The 18,609-nt window shown below is 63.5% G+C and carries 20 protein-coding genes; 11 read left to right on the top strand and 9 right to left on the bottom strand.

Going from position 1 to position 18,609, the window contains the following annotated elements; all coding sequences use genetic code 11:
* Nucleotides 1-28: 28 nt before the first annotated feature.
* Nucleotides 29-679 (bottom strand): hypothetical protein, encoded by a 651-nt coding sequence (locus H0I86_RS00330; RefSeq protein ID WP_081363101.1) that lies wholly within the window; start codon nucleotides 677-679, stop codon nucleotides 29-31.
* Between the two features lie 372 nt (nucleotides 680-1,051).
* On the opposite strand from H0I86_RS00330, the gene coxB reads away from it, so the two are divergent.
* The 4 genes from coxB (at nucleotide 1,052) to H0I86_RS00350 (ending at nucleotide 5,389) form a co-directional block, all read left to right on the top strand.
* Nucleotides 1,052-2,179, top strand: a complete 1,128-nt coding sequence (coxB, locus tag H0I86_RS00335; protein WP_180923453.1) for a cytochrome c oxidase subunit II — start codon at nucleotides 1,052-1,054, stop codon at nucleotides 2,177-2,179.
* A gap of 82 nt (nucleotides 2,180-2,261) precedes the next feature.
* Nucleotides 2,262-3,863, top strand: a complete 1,602-nt coding sequence (gene ctaD / locus H0I86_RS00340; RefSeq protein ID WP_009046264.1) for a cytochrome c oxidase subunit I — start codon at nucleotides 2,262-2,264, stop codon at nucleotides 3,861-3,863.
* Between the two features lie 49 nt (nucleotides 3,864-3,912).
* Complete coding sequence (locus tag H0I86_RS00345) at nucleotides 3,913-4,467, top strand: cytochrome c oxidase assembly protein (protein WP_180923454.1); 555 nt, start codon at nucleotides 3,913-3,915, stop codon at nucleotides 4,465-4,467.
* 34 nt (nucleotides 4,468-4,501) lie between these two features.
* Nucleotides 4,502-5,389, top strand: a complete 888-nt coding sequence (locus H0I86_RS00350) for a cytochrome c oxidase subunit 3 (RefSeq protein WP_180923455.1) — start codon at nucleotides 4,502-4,504, stop codon at nucleotides 5,387-5,389.
* Between the two features lie 8 nt (nucleotides 5,390-5,397).
* On the opposite strand, the gene H0I86_RS00355 is transcribed toward H0I86_RS00350, so the two are convergent.
* On the bottom strand, nucleotides 5,398-5,601 hold the full coding sequence (locus tag H0I86_RS00355; protein WP_016703917.1) for a twin transmembrane helix small protein: 204 nt from the start codon (nucleotides 5,599-5,601) through the stop codon (nucleotides 5,398-5,400).
* Nucleotides 5,602-5,670: 69 nt separating this feature from the next.
* On the opposite strand from H0I86_RS00355, the gene H0I86_RS00360 reads away from it, so the two are divergent.
* Genes H0I86_RS00360 through H0I86_RS00380 form a run of 5 tightly spaced genes read left to right on the top strand, consistent with a single transcriptional unit; the run spans nucleotide 5,671 to nucleotide 9,579 of the window.
* Nucleotides 5,671-6,411 carry an SURF1 family protein gene (locus tag H0I86_RS00360; protein ID WP_180923456.1) on the top strand — a complete coding sequence of 247 codons (741 nt, stop codon included), beginning with the start codon at nucleotides 5,671-5,673 and terminating at the stop codon, nucleotides 6,409-6,411.
* Nucleotides 6,377-6,970 (top strand): PA_0111/PP_0108 family redox-active disulfide protein, encoded by a 594-nt coding sequence (locus H0I86_RS00365; RefSeq protein ID WP_180923457.1) that lies wholly within the window; start codon nucleotides 6,377-6,379, stop codon nucleotides 6,968-6,970. Before H0I86_RS00360 ends, H0I86_RS00365 begins: the two co-directional genes overlap by 35 nt.
* 10 nt (nucleotides 6,971-6,980) lie before the next feature.
* Nucleotides 6,981-8,060, top strand: coding sequence for a COX15/CtaA family protein (locus H0I86_RS00370; protein WP_180923458.1), 1,080 nt, complete (start codon nucleotides 6,981-6,983; stop codon nucleotides 8,058-8,060).
* Nucleotides 8,048-8,947, top strand: coding sequence for a heme o synthase (gene cyoE / locus H0I86_RS00375; RefSeq protein WP_180923459.1), 900 nt, complete (start codon nucleotides 8,048-8,050; stop codon nucleotides 8,945-8,947). Before H0I86_RS00370 ends, cyoE begins: the two co-directional genes overlap by 13 nt.
* On the top strand, nucleotides 8,944-9,579 hold the full coding sequence (locus tag H0I86_RS00380) for an SCO family protein (protein WP_009041520.1): 636 nt from the start codon (nucleotides 8,944-8,946) through the stop codon (nucleotides 9,577-9,579). The genes cyoE and H0I86_RS00380 overlap by 4 nt, the downstream gene beginning before the upstream one ends.
* A gap of 193 nt (nucleotides 9,580-9,772) precedes the next feature.
* Here the strand turns inward: H0I86_RS00380 and H0I86_RS00385 are convergent, their stop codons facing one another.
* The 3 genes from H0I86_RS00385 to H0I86_RS00395 are packed head-to-tail and all read right to left on the bottom strand — an operon-like array spanning nucleotide 9,773 to nucleotide 12,283.
* Complete coding sequence (locus H0I86_RS00385; RefSeq protein WP_180923460.1) at nucleotides 9,773-10,546, bottom strand: MetQ/NlpA family ABC transporter substrate-binding protein; 774 nt, start codon at nucleotides 10,544-10,546, stop codon at nucleotides 9,773-9,775.
* Nucleotides 10,547-10,601: 55 nt separating this feature from the next.
* Nucleotides 10,602-11,276 (bottom strand): methionine ABC transporter permease, encoded by a 675-nt coding sequence (locus H0I86_RS00390; RefSeq protein ID WP_009046271.1) that lies wholly within the window; start codon nucleotides 11,274-11,276, stop codon nucleotides 10,602-10,604.
* Complete coding sequence (locus H0I86_RS00395; RefSeq protein ID WP_009046272.1) at nucleotides 11,276-12,283, bottom strand: methionine ABC transporter ATP-binding protein; 1,008 nt, start codon at nucleotides 12,281-12,283, stop codon at nucleotides 11,276-11,278. Before H0I86_RS00395 ends, H0I86_RS00390 begins: the two co-directional genes overlap by 1 nt.
* A 267-nt stretch (nucleotides 12,284-12,550) precedes the next feature.
* Between H0I86_RS00395 and katE the strand changes: the two genes are divergently transcribed.
* Entirely contained in the window at nucleotides 12,551-14,689 is a 2,139-nt protein-coding gene (gene katE / locus H0I86_RS00400; protein WP_373369396.1) for a catalase HPII, read from the top strand.
* A gap of 131 nt (nucleotides 14,690-14,820) precedes the next feature.
* Here katE and H0I86_RS00405 read toward each other — a convergent pair whose 3' ends face one another.
* From H0I86_RS00405 to zur, 4 genes are read right to left on the bottom strand one after another with little or no spacing between them, the layout of a single operon-like run.
* The gene (locus H0I86_RS00405; RefSeq protein ID WP_180923462.1) at nucleotides 14,821-15,534 is read right to left on the bottom strand and encodes a PA5502 family lipoprotein; all 714 of its coding nucleotides are present in this window, start codon (nucleotides 15,532-15,534) and stop codon (nucleotides 14,821-14,823) included.
* Between the two features lie 37 nt (nucleotides 15,535-15,571).
* The gene (gene znuB / locus H0I86_RS00410) at nucleotides 15,572-16,360 is read right to left on the bottom strand and encodes a zinc ABC transporter permease subunit ZnuB (RefSeq protein ID WP_009046274.1); all 789 of its coding nucleotides are present in this window, start codon (nucleotides 16,358-16,360) and stop codon (nucleotides 15,572-15,574) included.
* Nucleotides 16,353-17,138, bottom strand: a complete 786-nt coding sequence (gene znuC / locus H0I86_RS00415) for a zinc ABC transporter ATP-binding protein ZnuC (protein ID WP_038583270.1) — start codon at nucleotides 17,136-17,138, stop codon at nucleotides 16,353-16,355. Before znuC ends, znuB begins: the two co-directional genes overlap by 8 nt.
* Complete coding sequence (gene zur, locus H0I86_RS00420) at nucleotides 17,138-17,620, bottom strand: zinc uptake transcriptional repressor Zur (protein WP_007924301.1); 483 nt, start codon at nucleotides 17,618-17,620, stop codon at nucleotides 17,138-17,140. Before zur ends, znuC begins: the two co-directional genes overlap by 1 nt.
* A gap of 57 nt (nucleotides 17,621-17,677) precedes the next feature.
* Here zur and H0I86_RS00425 point away from each other — a divergent pair, with 57 nt between their 5' ends.
* A complete protein-coding gene (locus H0I86_RS00425; protein WP_219637311.1) occupies nucleotides 17,678-18,607 on the top strand; it encodes a zinc ABC transporter substrate-binding protein in 930 nt (309 codons plus the stop codon).
* Nucleotides 18,608-18,609 lie beyond the last annotated feature (2 nt).

Genomic DNA, 18,609 nt, shown 5'->3' on the forward strand with positions numbered 1-18,609 from the left:
GCGGCTACAGGGCCGCCACCTGCAATCCTCAAGCAGCCGGTTGGTCGAGTTCCAGCTCCACGCCCAGCTGGCGCGACAGGCACGGCCAGCGTTTCCAGGCGGCGTCGGTGTCGGGGCTGTTGAGCTTCTCACGATAGGCCTCGACCGACTCCAGGGCGAAGCTCTCTTCGTCGAGCATCGCGTCGACCGCATGGTGCACCGCTTCGTCCAGCTGGTTGGCGAAGGTTTCGCCGATCAACTGGTGAGCGATCAGGTTGGCCACCGTGGTGTCCAGCGGGATCAGCGGCTGGCCGAAATGGGTGATGTACAGGTCGTTGACCTCTTCCACCAGGCGATGGGCCAGATAGGCTTCGTCCAGCAGGCTGTCCAGGCCTTCGTGGCCGGCCATGATGGCGGGCGGCTGGAGGAAGAACTGCTCGGCGATCTTCAGCACCGGCTTGATCTGCGACTCGATACCGGCTTCGCGCGCGACTTCGTTGGCGGCGTCCAGCAAGTCTGGAACCTGATCGATATAAGCGGCGACAAAACGGGTCATCACCCCCTGGGCGTCCAGTTCGGGGAGCTGGATGGCGGGGTGCAGGTGTGGCAATTGGGTTTCCAGCTGGCGGCGCAAATGCCCGGTGCTGGACTCATGTTGATGGGCTCGTTGGATCTGCTCGCGCAATGCGGCGGTGTTCATGAATACTCCAGGAAACAAGGGCAATTAATTAGGGAAGACATAAGTTAGCCTGCTCACGAAATCGCTTAAGACGTATTTCTCATAATTATTCCATGGTTAGTCGTCTGGGTTATATCGCTTCGCCATCATTCATCCCCTATCCCTTTCCAACCGTGGCCTATAAGGCCGCGGCAAACTGTTTCAGCAGATTTACGGCACCGCGTTGCGAGGTCGAAGTCGCTGTCTATACTCGGGGCTGTATGAAGTTAGCTGATGACGCCCGACTGCATGTGCAGCGAAGGCTCGGCGGTTTAAGTTCGTAGTCTGGGCAGCCGATCCCTTGGCCGCAGGTGAAAGCCGGCGGGATAACAAGAACGATAAGGGGAACCCGCAATGATGCGACATCCACAAGTCTGGATGGGCCTCCTGTTGTGGTCGGTATTCAGCCAGGCGCATGGCGCCTGGACTGTGAATATGGCGCCTGGAGCGACTGATATAAGTCACGCGGTATTCGACCTGCACATGACCATCTTCTGGATCTGTGTGGTGATCGGGGTCATTGTCTTTGGCGCCATGTTCTGGTCGATGATCCTGCACCGCCGCTCCACCGGCCAGGTGGCCGCCAAGTTCCACGAAAGCACGACGGTGGAAATCCTCTGGACAGTGGTGCCGCTGCTGATCCTGGTGGCCATGGCCGTGCCCGCCACCGCGACCCTGATCAAGATGTACGACGCCAGCGAACCGGATGTGGACATCCAGATCACCGGCTATCAGTGGAAGTGGCACTACAAATACCTGGGCCAGGACGTCGAGTTCTTCAGCAACCTGACCACGCCCGCCGAACAGATTCATAACCAGAGCGCCAAGGGAGAGCATTACCTGCTGGAAGTCGATCAGCCGCTGGTGCTGCCGATCGGCGCCAAGGTGCGCTTTCTGGTGACCTCCGCCGATGTCATCCATTCCTGGTGGGTACCGGCCTTCGCGGTCAAGCGCGATGCGATCCCCGGTTTCGTCAACGAAGCCTGGACCCGGGTCGACAAGCCCGGCCTGTATCGCGGCCAGTGCGCCGAGCTGTGTGGCAAGGACCACGGTTTCATGCCGATCGTGGTCGATGTGAAGACCCAGGCCGACTACGACACCTGGCTGGGCGAACGCAAGGCCGAAGCCCTCAAGCTCAAGGAACTGACCAGCAAGGAATGGACCCTCGAAGAGCTGGTCGCCCGTGGCGACAAGGTCTACCACACCACCTGCGTGTCCTGTCACCAGGCCGAGGGCCAGGGCCTGCCGCCGATGTTCCCGGCGCTCAAGGGCTCGAAGATCGCCACCGGGCCGGTGGCGGATCACTTGAATATCGTCTTCCACGGCAAGCCCGGCACCGCCATGGCAGCCTTCGGCAAGCAGCTGTCGGAAGTCGACCTGGCAGCAGTGGTCACCTACGAACGTAACGCCTGGGGCAACAACAAGGGCGACATGGTGACGCCCAAGGATGTCCTGGCTCTGAAACAGGCGGAAAGCAAATGACCCGGTCCATTGCGTGTTCCCGCAGCCGCTCGGGGCGTGCTGCCCTCGATCGTCCAGCCCAACCGTTTACAGGAGACAGGCCATGAACGCTGTGAGCGATGAGCACGGTCATGCAGTCGTTGGCGATCATGACCACACCCACGGCCCCGCCAAGGGCCTGATGCGCTGGGTGCTGACCACCAACCACAAGGACATCGGCACCCTGTACCTGTGGTTCGCCTTCTCCATGTTCCTGCTCGGCGGCTCGTTCGCCATGGTGATCCGCGCCGAGCTGTTCCAGCCCGGGCTGCAGATCGTGCAGCCGGAATTCTTCAACCAGATGACCACCATGCACGGCCTGGTGATGGTCTTCGGCGCGGTGATGCCGGCCTTCGTCGGTCTGGCCAACTGGATGATCCCGCTGATGGTCGGCGCGCCGGACATGGCCCTGCCACGGATGAACAACTTCAGTTTCTGGTTGCTGCCTGCGGCGTTCCTGCTGCTGGTCTCGACCCTGTTCATGCCCGGTGGCGGCCCCAACTTCGGCTGGACCTTCTACGCCCCGCTGTCCACCACCTACGCGCCGGAAAGCGTGACCTTCTTCATCTTCGCCATTCACTTGATGGGCATCAGCTCGATCATGGGCGCGATCAACGTGATCGCCACCATCCTCAACCTGCGCGCCCCCGGCATGACCCTGATGAAGATGCCGCTGTTCGTCTGGACCTGGTTGATCACTGCGTTCCTGCTGATCGCGGTGATGCCGGTGCTGGCCGGCTGCGTGACCATGATGCTGATGGACATCCACTTCGGCACCAGCTTCTTCAGTGCCGCCGGTGGCGGTGATCCGGTGCTGTTCCAGCATGTGTTCTGGTTCTTCGGTCACCCCGAGGTGTACATCATGATCCTGCCGGCCTTCGGCGCCGTCAGCGCGATCATCCCGGCCTTCTCGCGCAAGCCGTTGTTCGGCTATACCTCGATGGTCTACGCCACGGCGAGTATCGCCTTCCTGTCGTTCATCGTCTGGGCGCACCACATGTTCGTGGTCGGCATTCCGCTGGTGGGCGAGCTGTTCTTCATGTATGCCACGATGCTTATCGCGGTGCCGACCGGGGTCAAGGTCTTCAACTGGGTCAGCACCATGTGGCAGGGCTCGCTGACCTTCGAGACGCCGATGCTGTTCGCCGTGGCCTTCGTGATCCTGTTCACCATCGGCGGCTTCTCCGGGCTGATGCTGGCCATCGCCCCGGCGGACTTCCAGTACCAGGACACCTATTTCGTGGTCGCACACTTCCACTATGTGCTGGTGCCGGGGGCGATCTTCGGCATCTTCGCCTCGGCCTATTACTGGCTGCCGAAGTGGACCGGGCACATGTACGACGAAACCCTGGGCAAGCTGCACTTCTGGCTGTCCTTCGTCGGCATGAACATGGCGTTCTTCCCGATGCACTTCGTTGGCCTGGCGGGGATGCCACGGCGGATCCCGGACTACAACCTGCAGTTCGCCGATTTCAACATGGTGTCGTCCATCGGCGCGTTCACCTTCGGCGCCACGCAGATCTTCTTCCTGTTCATCGTCATCAAGTGCATCCGTGGCGGCCAACCCGCACCGGCCAAGCCTTGGGACGGTGCCGAAGGGCTGGAGTGGAGCGTGCCGTCGCCGGCGCCTTACCACACCTTCACCACGCCGCCGGAAGTGAAATGAACAGTCTGGTGCGCTGCCCGCTCGCCTCTGAAACAGCAGGAGGTTGCTGATGGCCGAGGTTTCGATGAAGAAGCTGGTCACCCGCCTGTTGCTGGTGGTGGCGGCGATGTTCGTCTTCGGTTTTGCCCTGGTGCCGATCTACGACGTGATGTGCAAGGCGCTGGGCATCAACGGCAAGACCGGCGGGCAGTATTCCGGCGAGCAGCAGGTGGATGTCTCGCGCCAGGTGCGCGTGCAGTTCCTGTCGACCAACGCGATCGACATGGTCTGGGACTTCTATCCCAAGGCCGACGACATCGTGGTCCATCCAGGCGCGGTGAACGAGATGATCTTCATCGCCCGCAATCCCAGCGACCGCCCGATGAGCGCCCAGGCGATCCCGAGCATTTCGCCGAGTAGCGCCGCGATGTTTTTCCACAAGACCGAATGCTTCTGTTTCACCCAGCAAGTGCTGCAGCCCGGTCAGCAGATCGAGATGCCGGTACGTTTCATCGTTGACCGCGACATGCCCAAGGATGTGAAGCACCTGACGCTGGCTTACACGCTGTTCGATATCACCGCGCGTCATCCACCGGTGGCCCTGAGCACCAACACCGGCGGCTAAGACGTTCAAGCGTGCCCGATAAGGAGAACAATAAATGGCAACTCATGAGCATTATTACGTTCCCGCCCAGAGCAAGTGGCCGATCATCGCCACCGTGGGCATGTTCGTTACCGTGTTCGGCCTGGCCACCTGGTTCAACGACCTCAAGGCCGCGCGCCCGGAATCCCATGGCCCGCTGATTTTCTTCGTCGGTAGCCTGCTGCTGGCCTACATGCTGTTCGGCTGGTTCGGCGCGGTGATCAAGGAGAGTCGCGCCGGCCTGTACAGCGCCCAGCTGGATCGCTCGTTCCGCTGGGGCATGAGCTGGTTCATCTTTTCCGAAGTGATGTTCTTCATCGCCTTCTTCGGCGCGCTGTTCTATGTGCGCCAGGTGTCCGGCCCGGCGCTGGGCGGTGAAGGCAGCAAGGGCATCGCGCACATGCTCTGGCCGAACTTCGAGTTCGTCTGGCCATTGCTCAACAACCCCGATTCCAAGCTGTTCCCGCCGCCCAAGGAAGTCATTAGCCCCTGGGGCCTGCCACTACTCAACACCGTGCTGCTGGTGAGCTCCAGCGTCACTGTGACCATCGCCCACCACGCCCTGAAGAATGGCCACCGCGGCGTGCTGAAAATCTGGCTGGCGATCACCGTACTGCTGGGCTGCGCGTTTCTCGGCTTCCAGGCCGAGGAGTACCTGCACGCCTACCACGAGCTTGGGCTGACCCTGGGTTCGGGCATCTATGGCGCCACCTTCTTCATGCTCACGGGCTTCCACGGCGCCCACGTGACCATCGGCACGCTGATCCTGTTCGTGATGCTGATGCGCATCATGAAGGGGCACTTCGACGCCGAGCATCAGTTCGGCTTCGAGGCGGCCAGTTGGTATTGGCACTTTGTCGATGTGGTGTGGATCGGCTTGTTTGTCTTCGTTTACGTGCTCTGAGCGCGGCGTTACCAGGGCGCGTGCGACACCAGCTGGCCGCTGAAGAAACCCCAGGCGATCAGGCCGACGGTGAGCGCGGCCAGGCACACACGCACGGTCAGCGACCTGACCAGGCGATGGGAGCTGCTGTCGTCCTTGACCAGAAAGAACAGGCCGCTGAACAGGCTGATGAGCGTGGCTATCAGCAACAGGACGATTGCCGCTTTAAGCATGGTGGGCTCCGGGAGAAACGCGATGCGCTTGAGTATAGCCAGTCGATCTCGCCACTTTCGGGCGCTGCCATGAATGGCTTTCGCCCGGGCGTGCTGCCGACCCTGGTGGTGCTGGCGTTGCTGCCGGTGCTGGTGACGCTCGGGTTCTGGCAACTGAACCGGGGCGAACACAAGCGCGAGCTACTGGCCAGCTACGCCGAACGGCGCGTGGCCGAACCTTTGACCGTGGATGAACTGCAGGCTGCCCCTGATCCGGCGTTCCGTCGGGTGCAGTTACATGGCCGCTTCGATGCGGCCCACAGTCTGCTGCTGGATAACCGCATGCATGAGGGCAAGGTCGGGGTCGAGCTGCTGCAACCCTTTCTCGACCAGGCCAGCGGCCAATGGCTGTTGCTCAACCGGGGCTGGCTGCCCTGGCCGGACCGGCGCACGCCACCCGCATTCAACACCCCAGAACAGTCCCTGAGCCTCGACGCCTGGGTCTATGTCGCCCCCGGCGCGACCTTTCAACTGCACGCCGACCCGCTGAATGCCCAGTGGCCGCGGCTGGTGACGACGGTCGAGCCGGCCAGGCTCTGGAGCGAGCTGGGACGCAGCGGCTTTGCCTACGAGCTGCGCCAGGAGGGTGGCCCGGGCGCCTACCTGACCGAATGGCCGGTGGTGGCCATGGGGCCGGAAAAACATCTGGGCTACGCCGTGCAGTGGTTCGCCATGGCGCTGGCCCTGTGCGCTTTGTACCTCTATCTCGGATGGCATAACGCAAGGGAGAAACACCATGGGAGCGGCCATGAATCCACCCAACATTTCTGAGGCCCAGGCGCCGCACAACCGGCGCCGCGGACGCTGGCAACTGCTGCTGATCGTGGCCATGGTGATCGGCCCGATGATCCTCGCCACCGGCATGTACAAATTGCAGTTCTGGGTGCCGGAAAGCCGCAGCTATCACGGCGAACTGATCGGCAACGGCCAGAGTCGCGCCGACATCGGGGTCCAGGCCGACGACAAGCGCTGGCAGATCCTGGTCACCGCACCCCAGGACTGCGCGGTGGATTGCCAGCAACTGGTGTACCTGGCGCGGCAGATCCAGATCTCCCTGGGCCGCGACGCCTCCCGGGCCAGCCACGCCCTGGCCGCCGCCCAGCCGCTGGACGCCGATTACCAGGCCAAGCTGCAGCGCGAATACCCGCAATTGCAGCGTTATCCACTGGACCTGCCGACCTTCACCAAGGGCGCCAGCGACCAGAGCGCGCCGCTACTATGGATAGTAGATCCGCACGGCAACCTGGTCCTGCGCTACGACGCCCGGGTCAAGGGCAAGGACCTGCTCAACGACCTGCGCCATCTGTTGAAACTGTCGAACATCGGATAAGGGCATCGTCATGGCCAAACCTGGATTTCGCCTCGCCTTGTTTGCCACCTTGCTGGCACTGATCGTGGTGCTGCTCGGCGCCTACACCCGACTGACTCACGCCGGCCTCGGCTGCCCGGACTGGCCGGGTTGCTACGGCTTCATCAGCGTGCCGAAAAGCGAAGCCCAGCTGGCCCATGCCGAGCTGCATTTTCCCGACACCCCGGTGCAAGCCCACAAGGGCTGGAACGAGATGATCCACCGCTATTTCGCCGGCACCCTGGGCCTGTTGATCGTATTGCTGGCGGCACGCTCCTGGACCCATCGGCATCATCCCGGGCAACCGTTGAAGTTGCCGCTGTTCCTGCTCTCGGTGGTGTTCGCCCAGGCCTTGTTCGGCATGTGGACGGTGACCCTCAAGCTGTGGCCGCAGGTGGTCACCGCGCACCTGCTGGGCGGCTTCGCCACCCTGAGCCTGCTGTTTTTACTGACACTGCGCCTGTCCGGGGTGCTGCCGGCGCTGATCGTGCCGCGCCGTCTGCAATACTGGGCCACGGCCGGGCTGGTGCTGGTGATCGGGCAGATCGCCCTGGGCGGCTGGGTCAGCTCCAACTACGCGGCGGTGGCCTGCATCGACCTGCCGACCTGCCACGGCCAGTGGTGGCCGGCGGCGGATTTCGCCAACGGCTTTCACCTGACCCAGCACATCGGCCCCAACTACCTGGGCGGGCAGCTCGACAGCGACGCCCGCACCGCCATCCACCTGACCCATCGCATCGGCGCGTTGCTGGTGACCCTGGTGTTGCTCGGCCTGGCCTGGCAACTCAAGCATGTGGGCATGACCCGCCTCGCCGGGCTGGTGCTGGTGGCGCTGGCGGCGCAGATCGGCCTCGGCATCAGCAACGTGCTGTTCCACCTGCCGCTGCCGGTGGCCGTGGCGCATAACGCGGGTGGGGCGGCGCTGCTACTGGCCCTGGTGCTGGTCAACTATCACGCCCGCACCAGCCTGGTCCGCTCCCGCTCGCACCTGCCGCTGGGCTGGCGCCTGAGCCCGCGCAAACACGCCGCCGGGCCCATAACCATTAAAGGAGAAATGCCATGGCGACTCTGATCGGCGAGCGTCACAGCCAGGCGATCTGGCGTGACTACCTGGAGCTGACCAAGCCCAAGGTGGTGGTGCTGATGCTCATCACTTCGTTGGTGGGCATGTTCCTCGCCACCCGCGCCGGGGTGCCGTGGACGGTGCTGGTGTTCGGCAACCTGGGCATCGCTCTGTGCGCCGGCGCGGCGGCGGCGGTGAACCATGTGGTGGACCGGCGGATCGACGCGGTCATGGCGCGCACCCATAAACGGCCGCTGGCCGAAGGCCGGGTATCGCCGGCGGCGGCACTGGGTTTCGCCCTGCTGCTGGCCATCGCCGGGCAAGCCTTGCTGCTGGCGTTCACCAACCCGCTGACTGCCTGGCTGACCCTGGCGTCGTTGCTCGGTTATGCGGTGATCTACACCGGCTTCCTCAAGCGGGCGACACCGCAGAACATCGTGATCGGCGGCCTGGCCGGCGCCGCGCCACCGCTGTTGGGCTGGGTCGCGGCCACCGGCCATGTGACGGCTGAACCGCTGCTGCTGGTGCTGATTATCTTCGCCTGGACCCCGCCGCACTTCTGGGCCCTGGCCATTCACCGCAAGGAGGAATACGCCAAGGCCGATATCCCGATGCTGCCGGTGACCCACGGCGAGCACTACACCAAGGTGCATATCCTGCTCTACACCTTCGCCCTGCTGGCGGTCAGCCTGCTGCCCTATGCGATCCACATGAGCGGCCTGCTCTACCTGATTTGTGCCCTGGGCCTGGGCGCGCGCTTTCTGCAATGGGCCTGGGTGCTGTACCGTGGCAGTCGGCCGCACGCGGCGATCAACACCTTCAAGTACTCTATTTATTACTTGTTCCTGCTGTTTATCGCGCTGCTCGTAGACCACTACCTATTGTTGAACCTATGACTCGAACTCAGAAAACCGTCTTTATTCTCGTGGCGCTGGTGGCCCTGGTGCTGGGGCTCACCGTCAACAAAGTGCTGACCGGCAAGAACCAGGGGGACCCGACCGCACTGATCGACGCCGGGATCATCCTGCTGCCCCAGAGCCGCAACCTGCCGGACGTGAAGATGACCGACCAGGAAGGCCAGCCGGTGGTACTCAATGAGCTCAAGGGCAAGTGGAGCCTGCTGTTCTTCGGCTACACCTTCTGCCCGGACATCTGCCCGACCACTCTCGCCCAGCTGCGCCAGATCAAGAGCGAGCTGCCCAAGGAGGCGGTGGACAACCTGCAGGTGGTGCTGGTCAGCGTCGACCCGAACCGCGATACACCGCAGCAGCTGAAACAGTACCTGGGCTACTTCGACAAGGACTTCAAGGGCCTGACCGCGACCTCGGTGGCGGATGTGCAGAAGCTCGCCAACGCGGTGAGCATCCCGTTCATTCCGGCGGACACCAGCAAGCCCAACTACACCGTCGACCACAGCGGCAACCTCGCGGTGATCGGCCCGGACGGCACCCAGCGCGGCTTCATCCGCGCGCCGCTGAACAACCAGAAGCTGGTGGCCCAACTGCCGGTAATGTTGCAGCGCAAGTAATCCGGGACGCCTGAATCCTGTAGCCGCTGCCGCAGGCTGCGATCGGCTCCGCAGGAGACGTGCTCTTGGGCCTGGGAAGGAGCTCCGCACCTTATCGCAGCCTGCGGCAGCGGCTACAGGGAGCGCAGCAGGTAACGGCAACTGAAACGAAACGGGGCGCCTTGAGGCGCCCCGTTTGTGTTTCTGCAACCGATCAGAACGCCGGAACCACGGCGCCTTTGTACTTCTCGAGAATGAATTGCTTCACCTCCGGGCTGTGCAGGGCGGCAACCAGTTTCTTCATGGCGTCCGAATCCTTGTCATCAGGACGGGCTACCAGGATGTTCACGTAAGGCGAGTCCTTGCCTTCGATCACCAGGGCGTCCTTGGACGGGTCCAGCTTGGCTTCCAGGGCATAGTTGGTGTTGATCAGCGCCAGATCGACCTGGGTCAGCACGCGCGGGATGGTCGCGGCTTCCAGCTCACGGAATTTCAGGTCCTTGCTGTTCTCGGTGATGTCTTTGACCGTGGACAGGATGTTGTTGGAGTCCTTGAGCTTGATCAGGCCGGCCTTGGCCAGCAGCAGCAAGGCGCGGCCGCCGTTGGTGGCATCGTTGGGGATCACTACGTTGGCGCCGCCTGGCAGTTCTTCGAGCTTCTTGAACTTGTTGGAGTAGGCGCCCAGCGGCTCCAGGTGCACGCCGGCGACGCTCACCAGGTGGGTGCCCTTGGCCTTGTTGAACTCATCCAGGTACGGCTGGTGCTGGAAGAAGTTGGCGTCCAGGCGCTTTTCGGCGACCTGTATGTTCGGCTGGATGTAGTCGGTGAAGACCTTGACCTTCAGGTCCACGCCTTCCTTGGCCAGCGCCGGCTTCACGAACTCGAGGATCTCGGCGTGAGGCACCGGAGTGGCGGCCACGGTCAGGGTGTCAGCGGCGTGCGCGGAGAACGCGGCAACGGCGGCGAAAGCGACGAGTAGTTTTTTCATCCAGCTAGCTCCTTGTGAGGCGCCCGGTGCCGGACGCCTGCCGGCCAGGGCCGACTTATTTTCGGGAAAAGTGCACCACCAGCTTGTCGCCGACGGTTTGCAGAACTTGAACCAGCACCAGCAACAGCACCACGGTGACCACCATCACATCGGTCTGGAAGCGCTGGTAACCGAAGCGGATCGCCAGGTCGCCGAGACCGCCCGCGCCTACCACGCCCGCCATGGCGGTGTAGGAAACAAGGGTAATCGCTGTCACGGTAATTGCCGCGAAAATACCCGGACGGGCTTCCGGCAGCAGGGCGTTGGTGATGATCTGCCGGGTGGTCGCGCCCATCGACTGGGTGGCCTCGATGATGCCGCGGTCCACCTCGCGCAGGGCGGTTTCCACCAGGCGGGCGAAGAACGGCGTGGCGCCGACCACCAGGGGCGGGATCGCTCCGGCCACACCCAGGGAGGTACCGGTGATCAGAACGGTGAACGGGATCATCACGATCAGCAGGATGATGAATGGCAGCGAGCGCAGGATGTTCACCATCAGCGACAGCAGGGCGTAGAGGCTCTTCTGCTCCAGCAGCTGGCGTGGGCTGCAGAGGAACAGCAGCACGCCCAGGGGCAGGCCCAGCAGCACGGTGAACAGCAGCGAGCCACCGAGCATCAGCAGGGTGTCGCCGGTGGCCAGCCAGATTTCGTACCAGTCGATATTGGCGAAGAAACTTGTCAGCAGTTCCATTAGCGCAGCACCTCCATATGGACGTCCGCCGCGGTGAAGTGGGCGAAGGCCGCCTCCATGTCACCGCCGGTGATAGCCAGGGTCAGTTGCCCGTAAGGGACGTCTTTGATGCGGTCGATGCGGCCGGCGAGGATGCTGTAGTCCACCCCGGTTTCGCGGGCCACGGTGCCCAGCAGCGGCGCGTAGGTGGCGTCGCCCTGGAAGGTCAGGCGCACGATGCGGCCCGGTACGTGGGCGAAGTCGTCGCGCTGTTCGCTTTCGTCGATCTGCTCGTCTTCCTGGACGAAACGCTTGGTGGTCGGGTGCTTGGGATGCAGGAACACCTCGGCCACCGAACCCTGCTCGACGATCACCCCGGCGTCCATCACCGCCACCTGGTCGCAGACGCGACGGATCACGTCCATCTCATGGGTGATCAGCACGATGGTCAGGTTCAGTTCACGGTTGATCTCGGCCAGCAGTTGCAGGACCGACGCGGTGGTCTGCGGGTCCAGGGCGCTGGTGGCTTCGTCGCACAGCAGGATCTTCGGCTTGGTCGCCAGGGCGCGGGCGATGCCGACGCGCTGCTTCTGCCCGCCGGACAGCTGGGCTGGGTACTTCTTGGCGTGATCGGAGAGGCCGACGCGGGCCAGCAGCTCGGCCACGCGCTGGTCGATCGCGCTGCGCGACAGCTCGCCGGCCAGGGTCAGCGGCAGCGCGACGTTGTCGGCCACGGTCTTGGAAGCCAGCAGGTTGAAGTGCTGGAAGATCATCCCGACCTGCTGGCGGAAGCGGCGCAGGCCGTTGGCGTCCAGGGCGGTGACTTCTTCGTCGTCGACGATGATCTTGCCGCCGCTGGGGTTTTCCAGGCGGTTGATCAGGCGCAGCAGGGTACTTTTACCCGCGCCGGAATGGCCGATCAGGCCAAATACCTGGCCATTCTCGACCTTCAGGCTGGTCGGATGCAGGGCGGGAATATCCTTACCGGCGACCCGGTAGGTTTTATGGACGTTTTGAAACTCGATCACGTAGCGAACCTTGTGGGGCGCGTTAGAAAAGGATCAGCGGTTAGCCGGGCGCGCATTTTAGCCTGTCCGTATAGAGGTTCTTAGCATTTATTTTGTATTCATCCTTCGATTTGGCAATAACGCGATCAAAGGTCATAAAAAAGGAACGGCGCCAAACCTCATCAGTCACTGATTAAGCCACTCGAAAAAAACCAGGTGCCGTGCCTGGAGATTTTGACCGATGGAGCCCCGTCCCGCCGGGGCTTCGCCAACGAGGAGTTTTGCCTGATGAGTAGCAAGAAGCCAAGCGCATCGAAAAGCCAGCTGGCCGGGACCGATACCCTGGATCGCGGCAACACCAACAGCAAGCTGCACAGCCTGGAGACCTTCCGCTCCGACGCCACGGAACAGGCATTGCGCACCAACCAGGGGGTCAAGGTCGCCGATAACCAGAACACCTTGAAGGCCGGCGCCCGCGGGCCATCGCTGCTGGAAGACTTCATCATGCGGGAGAAGATCACGCACTTCGACCATGAGCGGATCCCGGAGCGTATCGTCCATGCCCGCGGCGTGGGTGCCCATGGCTACTTCCAGACCTACGAGAATCATTCGGCCCTGACCAAGGCCGGTTTCTTGCGCGATCCGGGGAAGAAAACCCCGGTGTTCGTGCGTTTCTCCACGGTGCAGGGACCGCGCGGATCCGGCGACACAGTGCGCGACGTGCGTGGTTTTGCCGTGAAGTTCTTCACCGACGAAGGCAACTTCGACCTGGTGGGCAACAACATGCCGGTGTTCTTCATCCAGGACGCGATCAAGTTTCCCGACTTCGTCCATGCGGTCAAACCCGAGCCGCACAACGAAATCCCCACTGGCGGCTCGGCCCATGACACCTTCTGGGACTTCGTGTCGCTGCAGCCGGAATCGGCGCACATGGTGATCTGGGCCATGTCCGACCGGGCGATTCCGAAAAGCCTGCGCAGCATGCAGGGCTTTGGCGTGCACACCTTTCGTTTCATCAATGCCGAAGGCACCTCCAGCTTCGTCAAGTTCCACTGGCGGCCGACAGTGGGGACCTGTTCCCTGGTCTGGGACGAGGCGCAGAAGCTGGCGGGCAAGGACACCGACTTCCATCGCCGCGACCTGTGGGAGTCGATCGAGAGTGGCGATTACCCGGAATGGGAGCTGGGCGTGCAGGTGATAGTCGAGGAAAACGAGCACAAGTTCGATTTCGACATCCTCGACCCGACCAAATTGATACCCGAGGAACTGGTGCCGATCACGCCCCTGGGCAAGATGGTGCTCAACCGCAACCCGGACAACTTCTTCGCCGAGACCGAGCAGGTCGCCTTCTGCCCGGGGCATATCGTGCCGGGTATCGACTTCTCCAATGACCCGCTGCTGCAGGGCCGGCTGTTTTCCTACACCGATACGCAGATCAGCCGCCTCGGCGGGCCGAACTTCCATGAGTTGCCGATCAACCGCCCGCTGGCGCCCTTCCACAACGGCCAGCGCGACGCCATGCACCGCACCACCATCGACAAGGGCCGGGCGTCCTATGAACCCAACTCCATCGATGGCGGCTGGCCGAAAGAGACGCCACCCGCGGCCGAGGACGGTGGTTTCGAGAGCTACAACGAGCGCATCGACGCGCACAAGATCCGCCAGCGCAGCCCGTCCTTCAGCGACCACTTCTCCCAGGCGCGACTGTTCTTCAAGAGCATGAGCACGCATGAGCAGGAGCACATCATCGCCGCCTACAGCTTCGAGCTGGGCAAGGTCGAGCGCGAGTGGATCCGCGCGCGCCAGGTCAACGAGATCCTGGCCAATATCGATCTCGAACTGGCCAAGCGGGTCGCGCAGAACCTCGGGCTGCCGGTGCCCAAGGCAGGCACTGTCGAGGTGCCTGAACCGGCCCTCGATCACTCGCCGTCCCTGAGCCAGGCCAACCTGCTGTCGGGGGATATCAAGACCCGCAAAGTGGCGATCCTGGCGGCGAACGGGGTCGACGGCAAGGCGATCGACGCCTTGAAAAAGGCCCTGCAAGCCGAAGGCGCCCACGCCAAGTTGCTGGGGCCGACCTCGGCGCCCGTGACCACGGCGGATGGCAAGAGCCTGCCGGTGGATGCTTCCATGGAAGGGCTGCCGTCAGTGGCGTTCGACGCGGTGTTCGTGCCGGGTGGGGCCAAGTCGGTACAGGCCTTGAGCGGCGATGGCGTGGCCCTGCATTACCTGCTCGAAGCCTACAAGCACCTCAAGGCGATTGCCTTGCAGGGCGAGGCGCAGCAATTGCTGGATGTGCTCAAGCTGGAAGTGGATGCGGGGTTGATCGTCGGCGGGGATGCCAAGGCGTTGAAGGCGTTCTTTAATGCGATTGCCCATCATCGGGTCTGGGAGCGGGAGCCGAAGGTCAAGGCGATTCCCGCCTGATGCTTTGACGCTTCTGTAGAAGCACAGCTTGCGTGCGAAAGAGTTTGGCTGACACCGCGTCAGCGTTTATCGCGGGCAAGTCGGATCGTCGCCCGCTCGCTCCTACAGACGCGGGCTTGCGGGCGATGGACTTATTGGGGCTTGCGCGGGCTCAGCACCATCTGTGCCGGGATGTGGCGCAGGATCTGCCGTTCGATCTGCAGGTCGTAGTCGGCATCGAGCTTCTTCACCCGCTTGCTCAGCAGGGTCTTCAGCCAGGGGTAATCCTCGGTGCGCGGCGCCTGGATGCTCACGTCGCACTGGTAATTCACCACATCGGCGGCGATCGCATCGAGTTGCCGACGCAGTTGCTTGATATCGCTGAGGTTCAGCGCAATGGTGGTGCTCTCGGCGGCCGGGTCGATCAGCTTGGCCGGGGGCCGGGCTTCAGCGGCCTTGAGCGCGGCTTCGGCTTTTTCCAGCTCGGCTTTACGGGCCTGGGTGATGGCGCCATCGACGCCACCGGTCAGGGCCGGTGCCTTGGGCATCAGCGCGCGGGCGCGGCTCAGGGCCGTGGCGGCGGCGTTGACATCACCCTTTTGCAGCACGATCTGGCTGCGTTGCAGGTAGGCTTCGGCCAGCTGGCGCTGGTATTGCTCGAGCTGCGGGTCGTTGGGCGACTGGGCCTGCAAGGCGCTCAACTGGTCTTCGGCGGTGGCCAGTTCGCTGCTGGCGATATTGTGCTGCAGCTGTGCGATGGCCGTGGCGCGGGCGTCGGGCACTTCAGCCGGCGGCGTGCTCTGGCAGGCGCCCAGCAGCAGGGAAAATGCGACAAGGAGCAGATAACGGGAGGCGAACGGCTTCATTCCTGCGACTCTCTAATTGCGCAAAAAGCGAGCAAGTCTACACCCCTCGACGGGGCAGGACAAAACTCAGCAGAAACAACGCGGCCGCCGTGACCACAATCGACGGCCCCGCGGGGGTGTCCTTGAACCAGGACAACGCCAGCCCGCCACAGACCGCGAGTATGCCCAGCAGGCTTGCGCCCAGCGCCATCTGCTCCGGGGAGCGGGCGTGACGTTGAGCCGCAGCCGCCGGGATGATCAGCAGCGAAGTGATCAGCAATACCCCGACGATTTTCATCGCCACCGCGATCACCACCGCGATCAACAGCATCAGCGCCAGGCGCAGCGACGCCACCGGCAAGCCTTCGACCCTGGCCAGCTCCTCGTGCACGGTGATCGCCAGCAACGGCCGCCACAGGGCCACCAACAGCAGCAGGACCGCGGCGCTGCCGCCGAGAATCCACGCCAGGTCGCCGGGGCTGATCGCCAGCAGATCGCCGAACAGATAGGCCATCAGGTCGATCCGCACGTCATGCATGAAGCTTAGTACCACCAGCCCGAGGGAGAGTGTACTGGGGGCGAGAATCCCCAGCAGCGTATCGGAAGCCAGCGGCTGGCGCTGTTGCAGGGTAACCAGCAGCACCGCCAGCAGCAGGCAGCCGACGGTCACCGCCACCGCCGGGCTGACATCCAGCAGAAAGCCCAAGGCCACGCCGAGCAAGGCGGCGTGGGACAGGGTGTCGCCGAAATAGGCCATGCGCCGCCAGACCACGAACGATCCCAGGGGACCTGCCACCAGCGCCAGCGCCAGACCTGCGAGCAGGGCGTAGAACAGAAAATCAGCCATGCTTGCAGCTATCTCCGTGAACATGAACGTGACCGGCCGCGGCCCCGGTGACTACCGAGCCGTGCAGGTCGTGGGCGTGGTCGTGATGGTGGTGGTAGATCGCCAGGCTCGGCGCGTTCTGGCCGAACAGCTCGACGAAGGCCGGGTCGCCGCTGACCTGTTCCGGGTGGCCGGAGCAGCACACGTGGCGATTGAGGCAGACCACCTGGTCGGTGGTGCTCATCACTAGGTGCAGGTCGTGGGAGACCATCAGCACGCCGCAGCCGTGGCGATCGCGCAAACGGGTGATCAGGCTGTACAGCTCGGCCTGGCCGGCGACGTCCACGCCTTGCACCGGCTCGTCCAGTACCAGCAGTTCCGGCTCGCGCAGCAGGGCGCGGGCCAGCAGCACACGCTGCATTTCTCCACCGGAAATGCTCTGCACCGGGCTGTCGATCACCTGTTCGGCGCCGACTTCGTTCAGCGCGGCCAAGGCTGTCGCGCGGTCCACGCCCGGCACCAGGCGCAGGAAACGCAGCACCGACAGCGGCAATGTCGGATCGACGTGCAGTTTTTGCGGCATATAGCCGACCCGCAGCTTCGGCTTACGCCAGACACTGCCGCTGTCGGGCTTGAGCAGGCCGAGCACGGCGCGCACCAGGGTGGTCTTGCCGGCGCCGTTGGGGCCGATCAGGGTGACGATCTGCCCTGGTTCGACACTGAGCTGGATGTTGTCCAGCACGGTCTGCCCGGCAAAAGTCACCGCGACCTGGTCGAGGCGGATCAAGGCAGTGCTCATCAAGCCCCCTGGCAACCCGAGCAGAGGCCGACCACTTCGACGGTCTGGCCTTCGACGACGAAGCCGACATCGCGCGCGCTGCTGATGATCGCGTCGCTGATGGATTTCTGCTCAAGCTCGATGGCCGCGTGGCAGACGCGGCAGATCAGGAACTGGCCCTGGTGCGCGTGTTCCGGGTGGTTGCAGCCGACGAAGGCGTTGAGCGAGGCGATGCGGTGCACCAGGCCGTTTTCCAGGAGGAAATCCAGGGCGCGGTACACGGTTGGCGGCGCGGCGCGACGACCGTCCTGTTCGCTGAGCACGGCGAGGATGTCGTAGGCACCCAGCGGCTTGTGGCTTTGCCAGACCAGCTCCAGCACCCGGCGACGCAGGGCGGTCAGGCGCAGGCCTTGGCGCGCGCACAGAGCATCGGCCTCGGACAGCGCGCTGTGCACGCAGTGAGAGTGGTCGTGGGGGCGACTGGCGAGGGGGGTTTTAGGCATGAGCGGCGACGATAATTGTGAGAGACGTTATTATGTTACCCGTTCTCGCCTCTTCGAGTGGTCATCGTGTCCCGACTTTTTGCCCTTTTTGTCGCTTTTACCGCCAGTTTGTTCGTGATCAGCTCGGCCCAGGCCGAGGTCCGGGTCCTGACCAGCATCAAACCCCTGCAATTGATCGCCGCCGCCGTCCAGGATGGCATCGCCGTGCCCGAGGTTCTGCTGCCGCCGGGCGCCTCGCCGCACAACTATGCGCTGCGCCCTTCCGACGTGCGCAAGGTGCAGTCGGTGGAGTTGCTGTACTGGATCGGCCCGGACATGGAGAGCTTCCTGCCGCGGGTCCTCAAGGGCCGCACGTTGCCATCGCTGGCGGTGCAAGATCTTCCAGGCCTGGAACTCCGCCATTTTGCCGAAGATAACCACTCGCATGCCGAAGAAGCCGACGAACATGACCACGATCATCGTCCGGGCAGCCTCGATGCGCACTTGTGGCTGTCGCCGGTCAACGCGCGGGTCATCGCCGACCGCATGGCGGCCGACCTGAGCGCCGCGGACCCGGCCAACGCCGCGCGTTACCAGAGTAACGCCAAGGCTTTCGACGCACGCCTGGATGCTCTGGATGCCCGTTTGAAAGCCCGCCTGGCGCCGATCGCCGGCAAGCCTTACTTCGTCTTCCACGAAGCCTTCGATTATTTCGAAGACGCTTATGGCCTCAAGCATGCGGGCGTGTTCAGCGTCGCGGCCGAGGTGCAGCCGGGCGCGCAGCACGTAGCGGCGATGCGCACGCGCTTGCAGGAAGTCGGCAAGACCTGTGTCTTCAGCGAGCCGCCATTGCGCCCGCGCCTGGCCGAAACCCTGGTGGCGGGCTTGCCGGTGAAACTGGCGGAGCTCGATGCGCTGGGCGGCTACACGCCGGCCACCGCGCAGGGGTACGAGCAGGTGCTGGAGAAGCTGGGCAACGATCTGGCGGGCTGCCTGGAATCGCTTTAAAG

Source organism: Pseudomonas chlororaphis subsp. aurantiaca (assembly GCF_013466605.1).
GTDB lineage: Bacteria > Pseudomonadota > Gammaproteobacteria > Pseudomonadales > Pseudomonadaceae > Aquipseudomonas > Aquipseudomonas chlororaphis_I.